This window comes from Lederbergia wuyishanensis (assembly GCF_022900255.1).
Taxonomy (GTDB): Bacteria; Bacillota; Bacilli; order Bacillales; family Bacillaceae_C; genus Lederbergia; species Lederbergia wuyishanensis.
In genome coordinates, this window is sequence record NZ_JALIRM010000002.1 from 70,049 (window position 1) to 88,706 (window position 18,658).

Consider the following 18,658-nt stretch of genomic DNA (forward strand, 5'->3'; position numbering starts at 1 on the left):
TGGCATATTTTTCACAATGTATGTTTGAAAGGATTGACTAAGCATGTTGCATTTAGAAACGATTACAAAAGACAATTGGCTCAAGGCCATTTCGCTACGTGTCCGCGAAGATCAAACAAAGTTTGTAGCATCAAATGCGGTATCACTAGCCCAACTCAATTTTCTTGAAAATTTCCAGGCAAAAGGAATTTATCATGGCGAGGAAATGATTGGTTTTACTCTCTATGGAATCGACGAAGACGACAACGAGTACTGGATTTATCGAATGATGATTGATCAAAAGCATCAAGGGAAAGGATTTGGAAAAAAGGCCATTCAACTCGTGATAGACGATATAATGCATATTAAAGAGAATCACCATCAAACGATTACACTATCTTATGAACCAACCAATGAACATGCAAAACGCGTTTACGAAAAAATGGGATTCCAGGAAATAGACGGACTGCTTATCGGAGGCGAACAAGTATCCCGCTTTACGTTTTAACTTTGAAACTGAACTGCCCCGTAAAAGTTAGACACTAATCTTATTTTTACGGGGGTTTTTTTATGGAAAAATAAACTTGTCCAATAAAATACGCCCTTCAATCTAAGTATCTACATCATCTTTATCCACCCCATCAATAAATAACCCAATTACGTGACTTTAGAATCATGAAAGAGTAAAAAAATTAGGTAAAAAGGATGGTTTCCGCGTAACTCTATGGAAATATTATGCAACATCATTATCATTAGAATAGGAGATAGTCATTAGAGATCATGAATCCGAAAAATTGGTAACATTCCTTACAACAAGAAACAGTATCCTAAATAAAGGATGAAGCTTTTTTAATATGTATTCGATGATCCTGCAAAGTTATTTAATACTTTTATAAACTTATATAATTACATATTGGAGTTGAAAATGCCGATGAAACAATGGTTGTTTATCATTCTATCTGTTTTTTTATTAATTACAACTGGTTGTAGCGCTGGAAAAACTGAAGGCGCTAAGGCAAACAAAGAAAAAATTGAGATAAAGAATGAGACAAAAAATGAAGAGCAGGCAAACGAAGAGCAAACCACGACTAATGAGAAAATTGAGGCTGATGAGAACATCGAGCCCCAGAAGGAAATTACTTGGTGGGAAGAAGAGGACCCTGTATATGAACCTGAAAACAGTGCCGTCGAAATGACTGAACTGGAACAGGAATTGATGAAAAAGCCTGGACTATTCGCAGAGGATTTTAATGAGCAGCTTGCCAAAGAAAAGATTTTAGAGCTTCCAAAAGGGTTAAGTGATGATCAATACAAAGAAGCCATCTTGAAGCTCATTAGAATGGATTATCATGAAGCAGTAGAGGCTTTTTTACAATTTGATACCTCTGTAAGCGCTGGAGAAGATCGTCCTGATGAACAAATTGAAGCACCGGAAGTTACCAGTACTCATTTTGCCATTTTGCTAGATGCTAGCGGCAGTATGAATGCGAAAAATGGTAGTGGAACACGAATGGATGAAGCGAAAAGTGCCATCTTGAGCTTTATCGAATATTTACCTGAAGACAGCTCTGTCTCGCTTCGTGTCTATGGCCATAAAGGTACTGGGAGCGATGCAGATAAGGCAGTCTCGTGCGCTTCTACCGAAAATATTTATACAGGCGCAAAAGATGCGGCACAATTGAAAAAGGCCCTCGCCACTGTGAAGCCAGCAGGCTGGACACCGATAGGAAAAGCACTTGCAACAACGAAAGAAGATATTCCAGATAACGCCAGTGCAATGGTCGTCTATGTCGTCAGCGATGGAATTGAAACATGTGGCGGCGATCCGGTAGCAGAAGCAAAAAAACTTGCTGGGGAAGGAATCCAACCAATTATTAATATCATTGGCTTCCAAGTTGATAATGAAGCACAACAGCTTCTAAAAGAAGTAGCAAAGGCCGGTAATGGAGAGTTTACCTTCGCTAATTCCAAGCAAGATTTAGATAAGTATTGGAAAGTAGAATATGAGAGATTATCTAAAGCATGGGAAGAGTGGCGCAATGCCGGATTGGAAGAGGCATCAAAGAAACAACAAGAATTAATGAACAAAGCCGAAGCAACGGGAAAATCCATCATGGATAACTCAGAGGAAGAATTTAAACGGGCGGAAGTATTACTGCAAGAGCTTGCCGACAAAGAAATATTTGATAATAACAAGAGTAGATCGGCCATTTGGAAAATGCTTTATGATCGCAAAAAAGATGTTTGGGCTTACGGCTATGACACAAAAAATGAAAAATGGCGAGAATCTTATAGAAACGGAATTGAAGAATGGCGACGCATTTACTATGACGGAAATGCAAAGTGGCGGGAATATTATTATAAAAAATAATAGGTTAGATATTTTCAGTATTTTGGGATGTTGTTACAAAACATCCCAAACTTTCATTAAGAAGGACGGGGCTTGCGCTTCCTACAATGGAAGTTCAAGACCCCTCCCTTTTTTTTTCAAAAACCTCATTTACTTATGGTACTGTTTACCGTAAGTAATCAAAATAAGGTCCTACTACATTTTGAAAAAATTACTTTACTGTAATTTTCGTAATTTTACTCTTATTTTTTGCCTTATCAACTGCATATACACTTAATATACTACCTTTTTTTTGCTGCGATATTTTTATCCGGAAGTTACCTTTTGAATCAACAGTCCCCTTATTTAGATACTTCTTTCCACGATAAACATACACTGTTGCGCCTTTTTCTCCTTTACCGCTAACAACTTTAGCTTTGGAAGTTACTTTATTTACAATTGGTGCAAGAGGTGGTGTTTTATCAATCACTATGACACTTTTTGTTTTACTCACATTACCTACAGAGTCTTTTGCATGAACTAAAATTTTATTTCCTGCTTTTTGCTTAGCAATAGTAATCTTATAATCACCTTTGGCTGATGCTTTCGCCGAACCAATCGTTTTTGAACCATTTTTTGCATATACGGTCACATTGGATTTCGCTTTTCCTTTAATCACTGTATGGCTATCCCATATTGGATTAACTGTTGGAATAGGTGGTGGCACTTTATTAATATTTGCCACAGTTAAGGACCTCGTAGTGACATTGCCAGCAGTATCTTCTGCTGAAAACTTATATGTACCATTTTTACTTACAGTAAATTTAGTACTATTTTTCGTGGTTATAGAGCCATCCGGTAGGATAATCCTTTTTACTTTTACATTATCCAATGCGTTAACCGTTATAATTACATCTTTATTTGTAGGAATCACGATATTTTGAGACAATCCAAGCGCAGGAGGAAGTTTATCTATATTAGTTATTGTTATTGATTTTCTTGTAACATTATTTGCCATATCAATAGCTTCAAAAGTATAGGTGCCATTAGAAGTTACAGTAAAGGTAGTATTGGAACTATTCACATATTTATTGGGTACCCAAATGCTTTTAATCCCAAAATTATCGGACGCCTTAATATTAAGAACCACATTTCCATTAGTCATCCCTATCACATTTGGTGTTATTGTTATTTCAGGGAAAATAGTGTCAACAACGAACTCTCCAAAATAATATGCCTGATCATAGTCATTTCTCTGACCACTACTCCTGGCATGAACGTAAAATTCAAACCATCCATCTTTAGTGGGATTCCAGACAATTACATTATTGGGACTATAATCCTGTAAAACTTCCCATTTATCATTCTCTCTAATTAAAAACTTATATTCTGGTTCAACTCCTCCTGTTGCAACAGCGGTGATCGTATATTGATCTGGTGATTTACTTCTATCCACCTCTACGCTGATTTTACTTACAGGCGGGATGAATGTCTTAAAATTGAATGTAATATTATGTTCAGCAAATTCCCCCAAATAATTAGTTATAGATCCCTTATTTATTGTGATGGTATAAATAGCGTTTTCCTTGAGATTCTCTGGTTTAATAAGTAATCGTCCTTCTTTGACATCACAATCAATGTTCAGTAATCCATCGGGACCTTCCATCGTTATTTTTGACTCGTCAGCTAAATTGATTCCTTGTTGATTAAATTGAAATGAGAATGAGCTATCGAGAGGTATGTTATCCATACCATTTATAAACTCGTTTTCATTTCCACTTGAATGATAAGAACTTTTAACAATTTTGGGAGATCCTACATCATAATCATCTATATACTCAAGAAATGTTTTCTCCCCTACTGTATATATTGCAAACAGACCATTGTTATAAAAAAGTTGACTAACATTTACATTTTGTTTAATAGTGGATAGGTACTTGTTTGAATTCAATTGATAAATATCAATACCGCCACCTTCTGAATTAGCTGCAAAGGTTAGCTGTCTATCCGAATTAAATGCAAAATCTTGGTACGATTTACCCAGACTAAATTTATATTTTATATCTCATAATTGATTATCTGTAATCAAAGTATCAGGCAAGTAAAAAACATGGCCATATGTACTATTGTATATATAATGACCATCAGGGCTAATCTTTGTAACATTCCCATGTAATGAATATTTTTCATGATAGTGCGAACGAAAATAATTTTCTATAATTCCGTTATTCACCTTAAATACAGTTACTTGGTTACTTATTTCTCTATTCATTGTATAAATAGTTGAAGTTTCAGGATTATACTGGATTGTACTATTTTGCCACATGGTAAGAAATGGATGGTTGCCGTTAGAAACTTCCTTTTTTTCTTTTAAAGAGAATACTTTCATAATTTCATATTGACCAGAACCAGGTGTGACATATAAGTATCCTTCTTTATCAATCGCAATATCATATGGGTCGGCGTTTATATCAAATAAATCAGTTAGTGTAAAACTCTCGGTATCAACTTTTGCTATCGCTGCCTCGTATGGGCCAAAATCGTATCGATCATGAGCCGTTTTATGCTGAGTAACATATAGGCCCCCATCATATAATTCCATTTTCTCAGCTGGATATGGCAAGTCTAGTGAAATTATATTTCCACTCTTGTAATCTACTGAATAAATTGTATTACTCCCCAATTTCGTCATGTATACAACTTGTTTTTCCGAATCAACTACTGAGTCGTAGGGATTAAATTCAATCTGAGTTAGGACACCATTAGCATAAACAGGGGAACTTTTAATTAGATTAAAGCTGATGAAAAATATTAAAAAAATGAAAAATGCACTTATAATTTTTTTCATAACTATCCCTCCCCCTATTTCTAGATATGTATTTTGTTAGTACTCTTCAACATCATAATATTGCAGCTTTTAAGTATCTAAATTCTCTAAGCAAATAGTTTTCCAGAGATTACTTAATTCTTATTTCTAATCAATTCTTTCCTTCAATTTCCAACTCAAATTCATTCAATATATTTATCCTTTTTTTACGGTATACTTTTATTATATCAATATTGAAGATTAATTTATAAAATTTCCCATAAAAAAAACAGTTCACTCTAATGTATCTATATGAGACTTTTACCATGAATAGGGAATCGATGTCCCTTTGTACATAGCACCACTTCACATTAAATGATTGAAAATGCAGTTAGACATGGACTGCTCAGCCAAATTAAAGGGGGAACGCTGCATATTCGGATTGCTCGTTGTCAGGATAATTTCACGCTAATTTAAGTAGCAAGAAAAAGTTAGTCAACTGTTAAACTCATTCATAAAAGGAACTAGTGGAATAGGACTCTCTAATACAAACAGACGTCTAACTCAATTATACGGACATGGCTTGTCTATTATAAGTAAGCCCAATGAAGGGACCACTGTATCCTTTATGATTCCAAACACACAAAGTTAATCAAAGTTACATTTTAATGGTTTAGTTTACGACTAACTTAAGACTGTTTCCTCGATTAACTTAAACCCTTCAATCTCAGTATCTTCATCCACCTCAATCAATAAACAACGTTTCCCGTTAAAAAGGACCTGCTTGACATATCTCAAGTCTTTAGGGCTAATCGAAATATTGGCTACTTTCGTACTAATTTTGATTGATTTTGAATTATATTTCGGCAGAATACTGCTAGCTTTAAGCTCATATTTCTCGTCATCGATGACTGTTTTAAAAGCCATTTCAACTTTATCCGTACTGACGTCTTCCACTCCACTCATTTTCAGTACACGTTCAACATCTTTGTAATCTAATTTCGGAGCATCTTCCTCCTCCTCTTCTTCATCATCCTTATCCATCATTCGATTGATTTCATCATATACATTGGAAAGCGTGTGAGTATCAACCTGGTCTCCAACCACTTTTTTTACAATTTCTTCAAAAACTGCTTTATCTTCAGCAGCCGTCATGATTTCATCACCATTCAAGACATTCTCGATAAAATGATAATCCGGCAGATTGGCTTTTCCTGAAGAGTACAGAACGCGGTTAACATCTGCTGAGTTGTCAGTGAAACTTGGAAACAAAAATCCCGCTACCGGAGATGTTAGATTAATAACGGAATCGACTACAACACTGGACTTAAATTCTTTTTCAATATAATCAAACACCAACGATTTTTTCGGCTGTTCCGTCTGGTTAATGCTGCAGAGAATAAAAGGATGTGTGTAAACCTCATCCCTATCACTCACTTCTCCATCCTCACTAGTCCTTTTCGTTGGCTTAAAATATTCCCCACGTATGAAAGTAACGACCATATCTTTTTCATACTGAACGTCCTTAAACATCTTCTCAACAATTAGAAGCATCTGATCATTCCATTCGTCTGCATTTTCCGCTTGCAAACCTTCATACAGAATAACCTGAGTGTGATCTTCCGCCTGCTCTTGAAACTTTACTTCAAATAACTTCACATCTAAAGCACCAGTTAGCACTTTTTTAAAATTTTTGATGAATAACTCCTGCTGTTCCCGATCCAACATCGAAAAAGGATTGCTCTCTTGATGGTAAATGTCGCTGCTTTCCTTTCGTATATACACATTAAAAATATCAGTAATTTTTAATAAATCATTATCTAATTTGAATTGTTTACGAATGTTCGCTATATCTTTCTTGTTCATAGAAATGCGCAACTCCTTAGCTGTTTGGTCTACTGGAAAAAGGTGGCTGAGATCTTATACCAGTTTCAGGAAAAAATAAAAAAAGGAATCCAATTTGTCATTTATGGACACCCTCTTATTATAACAAGATTGATAGCGAATCAGCTTTTTAATTTGATAGTTTTTTAATTTCCAACTAGCAGTCATTTGTGGAGGAAGATAATAGGCTGCAGTAGCATCCATTTGTATAGCGAAAATTACTTTAAGTGTATTCGCCTCAAATCCGGATTTATTGAGCGCTATTTGTAAATAATACGAGAGTAAATAATAAATTGAGGAGGGATTTGTATGCAACAAGATCAACATGCTAAAAAGAATTCGGCTTCTTTTATGAAACCAAAATTTGCAGGAACTGATGCACAAAAAGTAAAACAAGAAATTCAAAAAGATGTTAGCGAAGGACAAGGATCAATGACTTCCCGAGAAGCAGGATCAATGCGCGATTAAAAACCCTTATTCATCAACGAAACGAAAACCCTTGATTTGGCCTAGGGTTTTCGTTTCGATAGCTAATCTAACTGGGGATAGTATATTTGTATAACCATATGTATTTCTATTATCATCCCTCACTAGTTTTAATAAGATTTCTACAAAGATCACTCATTAGCCATAATTCTAGGAACTGTTTTTATTTATTTGTATTCTTAATGTAGAGTTTTTTATTTACCAAACAGTTCCAATGTTAGGTTACCTTTTTCTCCAATAGTTCACTTCATTTTCAAGCTTGTCATCCCATGCCTCATACACACTATCGAAACCAAATGACCTTAATAATTTTTCGGTTGCGTTAAATAATTGAATCTGATTGTCAGGATTGGCTGATTTTGAAACGGAAACAAGTAGTTCACTTAAGACTTCCTTTTCCATTGGAACGTGTTCTAAACGATTGAGTAGGATTTCAATTCTATCTAAATAAGGGGGAATGAGTCTATTTAAACTGAAAATACAATTGATAAAGTACACAATGGAAGATGATGCCTGAAGCAAAGCTCCTAGTTCATTATTTCTCCTTACCGCTTTCATAGATCGATAAAAAGAGTTTAAGTAACCATCCAGCCATTCTGATGCTTTGTCTCTATATTCCTGGTCAGACAGTGTACAAATTTCATTAATGATTGATGGTAGCCATGTAGTATTATCTAGAATGATTTGAGCTGTTAAAAAGGCATTCGCTCGCCAATCCGGTTGATTCCTGAGGTTTTTAAGTTCTTTCACTCATGTATGAAACATCCCATTTCCAAGCTGCCTCAGGCGGGAAGAATTTGGGCTTGGAATGCTCAAAGATTACAAGTAAATCTACGTCTGATAGATGATCATGGACGTTTGCAGAAACCGAGCCCATTAAAAGAATACCTAACAAATTTGGCTGATTAAATGTCCCGTCTAATAGCTTTTTGATTTTGGTAATCACTTCAGTACACCTGCCTTTTATAGATATATCTACTTAAACAAGCTCCAATATATTTCAGTTTTTTCATCACAATAAAATCCTTCTAAGTTACAGCAATTAACTATTCTTATTACTGTTTCTTTATCCGAACACAATATAGAAAAGTGGCTATCCTTTATGTAAGGGAAAAGTGTATGGTAATGATAGGAAGCAAAACAAGGAGTGACAAAACACAAAAAAGGAAAATCGAAGATAATAAGATAGGCTTGTTATTGATACTTGAGTAGCTCTAATCTTATCTTGTCCGATATCGTTGAGGACATAGGTACTTACTTTGAAAATGGAGATCATATGGCAGTGCATATGAAATAGGCGGTGATTAAAACTCTTTCCAGTTGAATTGATTAAAGACCCATTTCAGGTTCACAAGGAGCTGGGGAAATAGCATTGTCTTTAATAATTTGTTTTTTTAACCCTAATTCGTTCGCATAATAATCAAGCATTGCAAAAACAGTGAAGCGGTGAAAACTTCCGTTGATAAATTGTGGTTCATTTCTTCTGTTAGGGTCTATCTCCCAAAGAGAAAATGAAACTCTTCCAGTATTGTCGTCCAATTCATTGATTGGAACACTAAAATCAATATATTCGTTATATCCATTGGCTATAGCCATTACTGTGACTTCCCCCATATTTTTCATAGGAAATCTACTGTCTTTAGGCACTATTACGGGTATTTTTGCCTCCCCCTGAGAGTTTGTTAATTTTGTTGATATAATCTTACCTGCAGAATTTATTACAACTATCCGAGCATTCCTTATTGGAGTATCCCGTTTTTGAGATGAAGTAATCGCTTTCACCACTTTAACAGCGTACACTGAATTTTCATTTGTCTCTCCAAATACTATTAATGATGGATTTAAACAAATAACTATAAAAATAATCATCAGGCTCTTTTTAACCAAGGATTATCACTACCTTCTATTTCTTGATATATCCTTAGTATTTTTTGATTTTCATTGTAAAAAACTCGTAAAATTCTTTTTGAACTAAAAGGTTTTTCAAAAAAAGAAAAAGCAATTCTGATCAAGTAAGCACATACCGTTACAACTTGATTTAAGTTACATAGTTATTATCGATTCGCAAATAATAATAGCTAAAAACAAAGAAGGTATAGACATGAAAAAGCTACTAATTGGTTTATTTACAACATTTATTTTTGGTTCTAACGTTCTATCTCCACTAAATTTTATCCATACAGTATCTGCTCAACAAAAGCCAATTCCTTCATATGCAAAATGGGGTGTATTGGCAATGAAGAAAACAAAAGAAAGATATCCAAATGCAAGGATTATGGATTACCTCCATATCGGAAAATTAAGTGGAACTCCCACCTCTACAGAGCATTTTAAATTCTGGTTAAAAGAAGATGGAAAAGAATTCGGTGTATATGTAAATATTGAATTTAATAACAGAACGGAGCAGATTATTAATATTACTTTTAGGGAATCACCCAAATAATCGAATAATGATTCGGTTTCAAATAAACTGCCCCGCTCGCTGTAGTGACGTATAAATACTATCTGTGCGTATTTCACTACCTACCCCGTTGAAAAAGGTATTTCTATTTACAGAATAGAAAAAGGATTTTTGTTTTATCTTCCTATTTAATTAATACTATTTTGCGAATACATGATTACCAATTTTCTTCACTATATCACGAGTACGAATCCACTCATCTGATGCAATATCTGGGTTATAAAAGTAAATTGAATCATTTAAACGATCATTTCTCAAAAGTGCCTCTTCTACTGCTCGTTTCGCATCCTCTGAAGCCGGTTTATTAATTTCACCATTTTTTACAGGTGAAAATGCATAGCTATTGCCTACTACTTGTTTAATAACACCAGTAATTGTATCGGGGAATAAGGGAGAATCAACACGATTTAAAACAACTGTCGCAACTGCTACTTTTCCTTTATATGATTCCCCTTTTGCTTCAGCTTCTACTAAGCGAGCAAACAAGTCTTTCTCCTTTTGTGAAATAGAAACTACGGGTTTTGCTAGTTTATTTTCAAGGGTTTCTACTTTGGGTTTCGATAATTGTGTTGCTAATACTTTCGTTTTATTAGGAATTCGCAATACTTCTCCTATGTAAATCCGATCGTCATCAAGATTATTTTCTTGCTTTATATCATCAATTGTTACACTATATTTTTGGCCAAGTTCCGAGAGGCTATCTCCTTTTACAACTCTATGTTTGGTAAAAACTTCAGCCGTACTATTATGTAAATCTATAAATCCAGATGATGATTTTGCTACTAATACATTCTTTATGTCAGGGATTTTCAAAGTTTCCCCTATATAAATCCAATCGTCGTGACGATTATTTTCTTGCTTTATATCATCAATTGATACACCGTATTTTTTTCCAAGTCCCCAGAGGCTATCTCCTTTTACTACATGATATTCTGTATGAGCCTCGGCCGTTGTACTCTGTAAACCTATTAATGTAAATGTAGCTATGCATGCTAAGAATAATGTTTTTATGTAAGTGTTTTTCAAAGATGCTACCTCCTGAAAATTCATAATAATAACTATTACTCTAGCATAGAATAGTTCTCACTAACTGAACGATTAAGTTACATTCATTATAGTTTGGTGAGTAACATTACAGGTAAGGACCAATTATGACAGTATTCTTTTGTTAGCGTCATATATCATCTATTATTTGCGAATTTAGTTACAAAATTGAGTTAATTCCATTTTTTTCAAACCCATTTTTATATAACAAAAATACAACATATTCTAGCTGTATAATCTAGTATTCTCTTAAGTCATGTACTTTAACCTATTATTATTTAATACGCCCCTTACCCACCAACTGGTACTCTTCTTGGTTGGAAATTTGCTCTAGTCGATAAACATGACCAAATTCTTCATCTTTTCTAATTGATGATGCAGAAACCATGTATACTTTTCCTTCTTCAATAAGGTTATAGACCATTGCATCTTCAATATATACTTTAAAACGCCCTTCGTTCTCATCATAAGAGTTATAGCCAATAACCCACAATTCTAAATATTTTCCTGGTTCAATATGATGGTGTTTTGTCTCAATAAACATTCCTGCCATGCTTATACTTCTGGTTTCTTTTAAAAAGGAATTTCCAAAGAAGAAAAAACAGCTTATGATTAGGGCAATAACACACATAGATCCAATTAAAATTCCCTTATTACTGACAAACTTCATTTATAAACCTCCTCCTTCACTATACCTAAATTTATAAAATTGTAATGAGATATATTTAAAGACTTCCTTCTATGTTCAACTCCCTGCGAAGTAAGAAGATTTAGCCCAATTTTAAAATCTCTCTTGTACCCTTAATAGTTTTGTCCTTCCAAAATAGTCTATAAAACTATTTCTCCAAAGATACTAATTCTCCTCTTACAACAAAGGAATTTAGAAGTAGTATTAAGTACCCAGGATAACGCCAATTTACAAAATTGTAGGATATTCTTACATTCTCTTAATATGAAATATACAAGACCTTCATATTCTCCGTTTATGATTTTATTGTACAAATCATTGTTAATGGAGGTTGAGATTAATGAAAAAACATCTTGCTTTAACACTCACCGCTGCTCTGATTTTTCCATCAGCAGCTGCAATACAAGCTGCCCCGAAACAAGCTGAGGTACAAGCAGTCTCATTTAATGGTATGGATGCACCGAAAACAATCGAGGAAATGTCCAAAGCCTATTCAAATGCGACAATTGATGTAAAGTACAGTGATGGCACAACGAAAACATTTCCACTCCGTTACGAAAAGCTTTTTAAATCAACAGATACTTTTGGTACAAGTGGAAAACAGATTCCTGCTGGTACACCAATTGATGCAAATGGCAACCCGATTATGGACCATAGTGTTCCGAACGATCCAGTTCCATTTATTTCAGATGCTCCCGATTCTAATAGCTTGTTAGAACCTCTAAATGGTAATAGCGGCAAGCTTCATTTAGTTTCTCATTATGAGTATCAAACCGTGGACAACTCTGGTTCAAGCGCTTATGGAAGAGTCCCTGCATCAATGACTTTATCAACGTTACAGCAAGACAAAAAAACTGGTAAACTTACCGTCGCTGGAGTTGAAAAAATTGATTTCTCGGAAACTAAAGGTCTTTGGATTCCATGTAATGGCTCACTTTCTCCATGGAACACTCACCTTGGATCTGAAGAATACGAACCAGATGCGCGTATCTTTGAGCAGGAACAAGGAACAGACAAGGATTCTACTAACGTAAAATCATTCGCAAATTATTACTTTGGGGAAAAAGGTGCCAAGATGGCAAATCCATATTGGTATGGTTTCGTTCCTGAAGTAATCGTTCATCCAAATGGCAAAGCAAAAGCTGTGAAACATTACAGCACAGGGCGCTTCTCGAAAGAGTTAATGAAGATGATGCCTGACAGCAAAACGGCCTATTTCGGGGATGACGGCTCCTATACGATGATGTTTATGTATATAGCTGATAAAGCTAAGGATCTATCAAGCGGAACCTTATATGCCGCTAAATTCCATCAAACCGGGACAGAAAATGGTGGTTCTGGAGACCTTTCTTGGATCGAGCTAGGTCATGCGACAGACAAGGAAATAGAAAAATATATTGAAAGTGGCATTACATTCAGCGACATATTCGAAACTTCAACAGAACCAAAAGTTGGATTTACAGCAATAAAAACATACGCTAATCAACAAAAAATTGAATACTTGAAAGTAAAGCCAGGCATGGAAAAAGCTGCAGCCTTCTTAGAAACTCGCCGCTATGCAGCAACACTTGGAGCAACAAGTGAGTTTAATAAAATGGAAGGTCTTGCACTGAATACTGCTGATAAAAAGGCTTATATGGCCATTTCTGATCAAAGCAAAGGAATGGAAGTAAATCCTGCTGATCCACAAGATGACATTCGCCTATCAAAAATTAAATCTGGTGTCACCTATGAACTAGATTTGCAAGCAAACCAAACAGATCGGAATGGCAATAAGATTAACAGTAGATATGTAGCGGCCTCTATGAAGGGAATAGTCGTTGGCGAAGATATGGCAAGCGCTGACCAATATGGAAATACTGCTCATCCTGAGAAAGTAGCAAACCCTGACAACCTATCTTATTCAGATGCAATGAAAACACTCTTTATTGGCGAAGACAGCGGCATGCATACGAACAACTATATTTGGGCCTATAATCCAGAGACGAAAAAGCTTTCCCGCATTCTTTCGGTACCAGCAGGAGCAGAAGCAACAGGACTTATGGCAGCTGATGACCGCAACGGATTCTCTTATATTATGAGCAATTATCAGCATCCTGGAGATGAATTGGAAGGAAAAAACATTAAAGCTGTAGACAAAGCCAAGTTAATTGAAACTATTGACAGGGAAATCGGTGTGAATAAATCAGGGGATGTAGGTTATATTACTGGCCTTCCCACAATCAAAAGTACATCGCATCCATCAAAAAAATAAGTTTATTGCGCTAAACAACAAAATGACGTGTGAATTCACGCACGTCATTTTGTTGTTTTAATTTAGTTTCTTTATCCCTTATTTATACTCTCGTGAAAGAAGAAATTAATTAGGATGAGTTAGCTGTATTGCCTGTTTAAAATAATGATAATACCCTTCCTCTATCAGCTTCTCCACAGTATTAACTTCGAAGCTTTGTATTAGAATAGCGAAAGGTTTTTTATCGACGACGGGATAGGCCATTAACGTAATTTGGTCATCTATTTTTCTCATAAATATAGGGATATCTTCAACTTTATCAATTTCTTCAATAGATGACCCAGATTGATTATGATAATCAACCATTTTATCAACAAAATCCTGATAAGAGTCACTTGCTTCAAAATTCTCCATCAAAATGTTCCTTGTATTCTCTTCTCCTCCGCCAGTCGTTATATAAAAAACCCCCTCTGAAACCGTAATCGATGCACTATTATCATGTGGTACCATATCGATTACAAGCTTTGGATCATACCCAAGATTAATTGTTTCCCATGACTTAGGCATAACAGTAGTAAATGTCTCTGTTGAATTTTGAACAGTTGTCATATCGTCTGGAATTACATAATTATTACCCGATTGATTCTGATTAGAAATAAAGTGAAAAATCGTTACAAATGCTAGCAACAAACAGACGATACTGCCTGCAACATATTTAAATGTGGAAAAAGAAAAATGTAGTTTCGCTTTTTGTCTTTCTGGTAAGTTTTCAAGTGTATTGAGCATTCTTTGTTTTACTAATGGATGTATTTCAATTTGTTCCTTTTGAAAATGATTCTTCAAATCATAATCAATTTTATTACTATTCATTTTCCACACCCCTTTCATTCTTAGATAGATTGATTATAGATAAAAGTCTATGACGAGCACGATTCAGTCTTGATTTGACTGTTCCTTCCCTTACTTTTAGTATTTGTGCCATTTCTTTAATCGAAAATTCTTCATAGTAGAAAAGGATAAGTACTATACGGTGTTTATCGTCAAGCTTCAATAACGCTTCCTTTAGTTCGGTAAATTCTTCTGGATTTTTTTCACTACTTCCAAAGGCGTCAACGGATTCTAACAAAACTAGTTTTTTCCGCTTTTTTAACATATCATTACATTCATTGATTAAGATCCGAGTAAGCCATGTTTTAAAATATTTAGGTTGTTTTAGTTGAGTAATAGAGTGATAACATTTGAGAATTGTTTCCTGTATAGCATCTGCACAATCTGCATCATCTTTTAAGATGCCTTTTGAAACACGGTACAAGGTAAGTTCGCATTCTTCAATCAAACGAGTGAACGCTTCTTTATCTCCTTTTTGAGCTAAAAGCACATCCGTTTCCAGTCCGATCTCCCCCCTTCTGACCATTAGACTTCAACATTTGCAAAAGGTTCCATATATTTCTATTTAAACACAAAAAATCCGGTTCAAAATGAATATTTCACTTTGAACCGGATTGTTCGTTTGATGCATAAGACCTAATTATTTCAAAATAATGTTTCAAAACCAATTGGTAAAAACCAACTGACGAATATGGATGTCTATTATTGCTTATTCCCCCTGTACCTTCGCCTTGAATTCGTCATAATTCTTTTTAAACTGTTCTTTAGTTACAGCGTTAAATGTTAGTTTTTGATTGGCTTCCCAAAAAGATAAATCGAAACTACTTGCATCCCCATGAAAATTCCCTTTCATCTTAGTACTTTTTCCATCTACTGTAGTGTAAAATTGCAGCATATGCCCGTCTGTTATACCGTTCAATTCATATCTGATTTCTTCGTACGGGTTATTTTTTTCACCTGTTTGCTGCATCATAAGAAGCGATCCTGACAATTCACCTTCAAGCAGAGCCTCATCGATTTTCACGAACAGTTGGTACTCTCCGTTTTCTGCGGTGTATAAATACCCATAGATACTTTTTAGTTCAGAAAAAAACGTTCTTATGAAGCTTTTAAACTTTTCTTCGGATTCATCAATAGCTACTTGCAACTCTTCTTGTAATTCTTTTTCATAGTCATCCAATTCTTTTTTTCTAATGGATTGAAATAATTTTGCGTCACTCTTGCCATGTTCTCGGAAAAAAAGGTCACCTTCAGAATACGAGGCGTCAAATTGCCTATTTTCTCCACCACTCTTTAACACTAATTCAAAACCATTTTCAGTAGTTTTCCCAGTGAAAGAGTATTTTTTTTCTTCAATAAAAGGGACCTCACCGATTTCATCTATGATTTCTTTCTGATGATACGTACCTTTTATCTTTCCGTTTCTACTAGTCATTTCAATCCAATGAAGCATACCATTATCCTTGTAAACAAATTCTTCAGATTTCATAAATGTTACTAACCATACTGCTGCACCCATCAGCAATACAATTAGCACTGCCACTCCCAAATATTTTAATTTGCCCATCTTTCTTCCTCTCCTTTGCTCACATTCCAGTGTAAACAAGATCTCTTTAAATCAATTAAAAGATGAGAATTCTGAAGCAGAGTTTGCTGTTGGTTATCCTGTTCCCATTAATAGTTCTTTTTATTATTGTAATGGAAAACTGGAAATCCCATGAAGGAAAATTTCATTTATTTCAAGTAATATAGGCACTATTACCGATTGAAAAATATTTCCATTTTATAGTATTATTCCATTTAAGGATGCATCCTACTAATTTAAGGCATCCATTTGATAGAGTAGTTTCCCTTTCAAACACATCTCAAGACCTCAATTTATCCAGCTTCTATGTCTAAGTCTACTTCGTTCTGTACTTCATGTTTTTCTACAGTTTATTCATTAACAACTTAAGAGTTTAAACTTTTTCCTAAGAAGGTGATTCATAGAAACTTTGCAATTATTTTTGTCTCCCTTATTTGATAAAAAACATTGTGAAAGGAGAAAAAAATGACTAAGAGTAAGAAAGGAACATTCACATTGGCATTATTATTAAGTTTTTCACTGTTTGGGTCTACGGTTGGTAATGCAAAGGAAAACAATTTAGCAGCTCCTAGCAAAAATCCTGCTCAAGGAATTCATATTAATGTGGAAAGAAAGCATCAAGAAATTGATGGATTTGGGGCTTCTGGTGCTTGGGCGATGGACCCGATTGGGGCTGAGTGGTCAGAAAAAAATAAGAACAAAGTGGCTGATTTGTTGTTCTCACAAGATAAGGGAATTGGCTTATCCATGTGGCGTTTTAATATTGGCGCCGGGAGTGAAGAAACAGATAAAGACATTATCCGAGATCGCTTTAGAAGAGCAGAAAGTTTTAAATCAGGAGAAAATGAGTCTTATAATTGGTCTAAACAAGCTGGGCAGCAATGGTTTCTCCAAGCAGCAAAAGAGCGTGGTGTTGAGGATTTCATTGCGTTTGTGAATAGTCCGCCTGTCTGGATGACTAAGAATGGACATGCACAGCCTGACCCTTCAGTCGGCAGCACGAATCTAAAAGATGAATATATCGATGACTTTGCCGTCTTTTTAGCTGATGTTTTAGAACATTTCGAGCAAGAGCAAATGCCATTTGGTTATATTAGTCCGATTAATGAGCCGACGTGGGATTGGAACAAAGCGGGACAAGAAGGAAACCGCTACAATATAGACGATATGAAAAAAGTGGTTAGGGCTCTATACCAAGAACTGCAAGACCGCGGTATTGAGACTGAAATTGACGTTCCGGAAGCAGTTGAATATACATCGTTACTTGATGATGATATTTATTCTGCTTTTACAGGAAGGAATAATAGCAGATATAGTAGTGGAAATGCTAGTGGTGCGTATCCGGGTAAATACCGTGAATACATTAAAGAGTTTTTAGGAGACCCCGAAATAAAAAATATGGTTGGAAATAAAATCAGTGCTCATGCGTATTGGTCTGACTATTTTTCCGGTGAGGATCGCCTCATTCCTTTAAGACAAAAGGTGCGGGAAAATATTGAGCGATATGATCCGAATGCAAAAATCTGGATGTCTGAATACTGTATTTTGGGCGGTCATGGTCACGGGCGCGATCTATCAATGAAAACAGCCCTGGATGTAGCGAGACTCATTCATTACGATATGGTCGAAACACAAGCTTCCGCATGGCAATGGTGGCTTGCCATGTCACCTTATGATTACAAGGATGGTTTGATTTACACGAATTATCTTGAGCAAGGTGATGAAGAAACGATTATTGAATCTAAATTGCTGTGGGCTTTAGGCAATTACAGTCGCTTTGTGAGACCTGGGGCGTATAGGGTAGATTTACAAGGTGCAAACGATAAAGATGGTTTAATGGGTTCTGCTTATTATAAAGAAGAAGATAACCAACTTTCGATTGTCCTTGTTAATTATAGTGACGAAACAAAACCAGTGCAGCTTAATGTTGATGGGCTTCCTGGAAAAGTGAAACAATTTAAACCATACATCACATCTGCTAATGATAATTTGGAGCAAAAAAATCAATTCCCTGCACATAAAGTGTTTAATGTTCCGCCGAGATCCGTGGTTACGTTAGTAGGTAAATAATGATCAATTAGAAGAATGCCAATCTGAAATTTGAAGGATTGGCATTCTTCTTTAATTATTTTGACTTCGTAGCTTATCTAAGGTTCTCCGTGATGCAGCTAAATTCAGTCTCGTCTAATATTAAATACTTATTAGCTTTCGAAAAATGTCTCTTTCATATAAAGATAGATATGTACCATTCTATATAAAATACTTAAGCTTAATT

At 35.2% G+C, this 18,658-nt stretch carries 17 protein-coding genes; 6 read left to right on the forward strand and 11 right to left on the reverse strand.

Annotation, left to right across the window (positions count from 1 at the left end):
* Nucleotides 1–43: 43 nt before the first annotated feature.
* Entirely contained in the window at nucleotides 44–487 is a 444-nt protein-coding gene (locus MT489_RS06460; RefSeq protein ID WP_244680719.1) for a GNAT family N-acetyltransferase, read from the forward strand.
* Nucleotides 488–910: 423 nt separating this feature from the next.
* Nucleotides 911–2,350, forward strand: coding sequence for a vWA domain-containing protein (locus MT489_RS06465; protein WP_244680720.1), 1,440 nt, complete (start codon nucleotides 911–913; stop codon nucleotides 2,348–2,350).
* Nucleotides 2,351–2,540: 190 nt separating this feature from the next.
* Here the strand turns inward: MT489_RS06465 and MT489_RS06470 are convergent, their stop codons facing one another.
* The 3 genes from MT489_RS06470 to MT489_RS06485 form a co-directional block, all read right to left on the reverse strand.
* Complete coding sequence (locus MT489_RS06470; protein WP_244680721.1) at nucleotides 2,541–4,259, reverse strand: Ig-like domain-containing protein; 1,719 nt, start codon at nucleotides 4,257–4,259, stop codon at nucleotides 2,541–2,543.
* A 114-nt stretch (nucleotides 4,260–4,373) separates the two neighbouring features.
* Nucleotides 4,374–5,156: an NHL repeat-containing protein gene (locus MT489_RS06475; RefSeq protein ID WP_244680722.1), complete on the reverse strand. Its 783-nt coding sequence runs from the start codon at nucleotides 5,154–5,156 to the stop codon at nucleotides 4,374–4,376.
* Between the two features lie 642 nt (nucleotides 5,157–5,798).
* Nucleotides 5,799–6,980: a DUF4317 domain-containing protein gene (locus MT489_RS06485; RefSeq protein ID WP_244680723.1), complete on the reverse strand. Its 1,182-nt coding sequence runs from the start codon at nucleotides 6,978–6,980 to the stop codon at nucleotides 5,799–5,801.
* 327 nt (nucleotides 6,981–7,307) lie between these two features.
* Between MT489_RS06485 and MT489_RS06490 the strand changes: the two genes are divergently transcribed.
* Entirely contained in the window at nucleotides 7,308–7,466 is a 159-nt protein-coding gene (locus MT489_RS06490) for a hypothetical protein (protein WP_244680724.1), read from the forward strand.
* Between the two features lie 240 nt (nucleotides 7,467–7,706).
* On the opposite strand, the gene MT489_RS06495 is transcribed toward MT489_RS06490, so the two are convergent.
* The 3 genes from MT489_RS06495 to MT489_RS06505 all read right to left on the reverse strand — a co-directional run bounded on the left by MT489_RS06495 (nucleotide 7,707) and on the right by MT489_RS06505 (nucleotide 9,371).
* Nucleotides 7,707–8,234: a hypothetical protein gene (locus MT489_RS06495; protein ID WP_244680725.1), complete on the reverse strand. Its 528-nt coding sequence runs from the start codon at nucleotides 8,232–8,234 to the stop codon at nucleotides 7,707–7,709.
* Entirely contained in the window at nucleotides 8,221–8,430 is a 210-nt protein-coding gene (locus MT489_RS06500) for a nucleotidyltransferase domain-containing protein (RefSeq protein WP_244680726.1), read from the reverse strand. Before MT489_RS06500 ends, MT489_RS06495 begins: the two co-directional genes overlap by 14 nt.
* Nucleotides 8,431–8,813: 383 nt before the next feature.
* Nucleotides 8,814–9,371 carry a hypothetical protein gene (locus MT489_RS06505; protein WP_244680727.1) on the reverse strand — a complete coding sequence of 186 codons (558 nt, stop codon included), beginning with the start codon at nucleotides 9,369–9,371 and terminating at the stop codon, nucleotides 8,814–8,816.
* A 214-nt stretch (nucleotides 9,372–9,585) separates the two neighbouring features.
* Here MT489_RS06505 and MT489_RS06510 point away from each other — a divergent pair, with 214 nt between their 5' ends.
* Nucleotides 9,586–9,927: a YqzG/YhdC family protein gene (locus tag MT489_RS06510; RefSeq protein ID WP_244680728.1), complete on the forward strand. Its 342-nt coding sequence runs from the start codon at nucleotides 9,586–9,588 to the stop codon at nucleotides 9,925–9,927.
* A gap of 156 nt (nucleotides 9,928–10,083) precedes the next feature.
* Here MT489_RS06510 and MT489_RS06515 read toward each other — a convergent pair whose 3' ends face one another.
* The gene (locus MT489_RS06515; RefSeq protein ID WP_244680729.1) at nucleotides 10,084–10,971 is read right to left on the reverse strand and encodes a cell wall hydrolase; all 888 of its coding nucleotides are present in this window, start codon (nucleotides 10,969–10,971) and stop codon (nucleotides 10,084–10,086) included.
* Between the two features lie 292 nt (nucleotides 10,972–11,263).
* The gene (locus MT489_RS06520) at nucleotides 11,264–11,659 is read right to left on the reverse strand and encodes a hypothetical protein (RefSeq protein ID WP_244680730.1); all 396 of its coding nucleotides are present in this window, start codon (nucleotides 11,657–11,659) and stop codon (nucleotides 11,264–11,266) included.
* A gap of 358 nt (nucleotides 11,660–12,017) precedes the next feature.
* Between MT489_RS06520 and MT489_RS06525 the strand changes: the two genes are divergently transcribed.
* The gene (locus MT489_RS06525) at nucleotides 12,018–13,931 is read left to right on the forward strand and encodes a PhoX family protein (RefSeq protein ID WP_244680731.1); all 1,914 of its coding nucleotides are present in this window, start codon (nucleotides 12,018–12,020) and stop codon (nucleotides 13,929–13,931) included.
* 105 nt (nucleotides 13,932–14,036) lie between these two features.
* Here MT489_RS06525 and MT489_RS06530 read toward each other — a convergent pair whose 3' ends face one another.
* From MT489_RS06530 to MT489_RS06540, 3 genes are all read right to left on the reverse strand, one after another.
* Complete coding sequence (locus tag MT489_RS06530) at nucleotides 14,037–14,780, reverse strand: hypothetical protein (RefSeq protein ID WP_244680732.1); 744 nt, start codon at nucleotides 14,778–14,780, stop codon at nucleotides 14,037–14,039.
* Complete coding sequence (locus tag MT489_RS06535) at nucleotides 14,773–15,324, reverse strand: RNA polymerase sigma factor (protein ID WP_244680733.1); 552 nt, start codon at nucleotides 15,322–15,324, stop codon at nucleotides 14,773–14,775. The genes MT489_RS06530 and MT489_RS06535 overlap by 8 nt, the downstream gene beginning before the upstream one ends.
* A 183-nt stretch (nucleotides 15,325–15,507) precedes the next feature.
* Nucleotides 15,508–16,365, reverse strand: coding sequence for a hypothetical protein (locus MT489_RS06540; protein ID WP_244680734.1), 858 nt, complete (start codon nucleotides 16,363–16,365; stop codon nucleotides 15,508–15,510).
* 483 nt (nucleotides 16,366–16,848) lie between these two features.
* On the opposite strand from MT489_RS06540, the gene MT489_RS06545 reads away from it, so the two are divergent.
* A complete protein-coding gene (locus tag MT489_RS06545; RefSeq protein ID WP_244680735.1) occupies nucleotides 16,849–18,453 on the forward strand; it encodes a glycoside hydrolase in 1,605 nt (534 codons plus the stop codon).
* Nucleotides 18,454–18,658 lie beyond the last annotated feature (205 nt).

Coding starts and splice junctions, on each gene's coding strand:
- MT489_RS06460 (WP_244680719.1), top strand. CDS start 44: ATGTTGCATTTAGAAACGATTACAAAAGACAATTGGCTCAAGGCCATT.
- MT489_RS06465 (WP_244680720.1), top strand. CDS start 911: ATGAAACAATGGTTGTTTATCATTCTATCTGTTTTTTTATTAATTACA.
- MT489_RS06475 (WP_244680722.1), bottom strand. CDS start 5,156: ATGAAAAAAATTATAAGTGCATTTTTCATTTTTTTAATATTTTTCATC.
- MT489_RS06485 (WP_244680723.1), bottom strand. CDS start 6,980: ATGAACAAGAAAGATATAGCGAACATTCGTAAACAATTCAAATTAGAT.
- MT489_RS06490 (WP_244680724.1), top strand. CDS start 7,308: ATGCAACAAGATCAACATGCTAAAAAGAATTCGGCTTCTTTTATGAAA.
- MT489_RS06510 (WP_244680728.1), top strand. CDS start 9,586: ATGAAAAAGCTACTAATTGGTTTATTTACAACATTTATTTTTGGTTCT.
- MT489_RS06520 (WP_244680730.1), bottom strand. CDS start 11,659: ATGAAGTTTGTCAGTAATAAGGGAATTTTAATTGGATCTATGTGTGTT.
- MT489_RS06525 (WP_244680731.1), top strand. CDS start 12,018: ATGAAAAAACATCTTGCTTTAACACTCACCGCTGCTCTGATTTTTCCA.
- MT489_RS06530 (WP_244680732.1), bottom strand. CDS start 14,780: ATGAATAGTAATAAAATTGATTATGATTTGAAGAATCATTTTCAAAAG.
- MT489_RS06535 (WP_244680733.1), bottom strand. CDS start 15,324: ATGGTCAGAAGGGGGGAGATCGGACTGGAAACGGATGTGCTTTTAGCT.
- MT489_RS06540 (WP_244680734.1), bottom strand. CDS start 16,365: ATGGGCAAATTAAAATATTTGGGAGTGGCAGTGCTAATTGTATTGCTG.
- MT489_RS06545 (WP_244680735.1), top strand. CDS start 16,849: ATGACTAAGAGTAAGAAAGGAACATTCACATTGGCATTATTATTAAGT.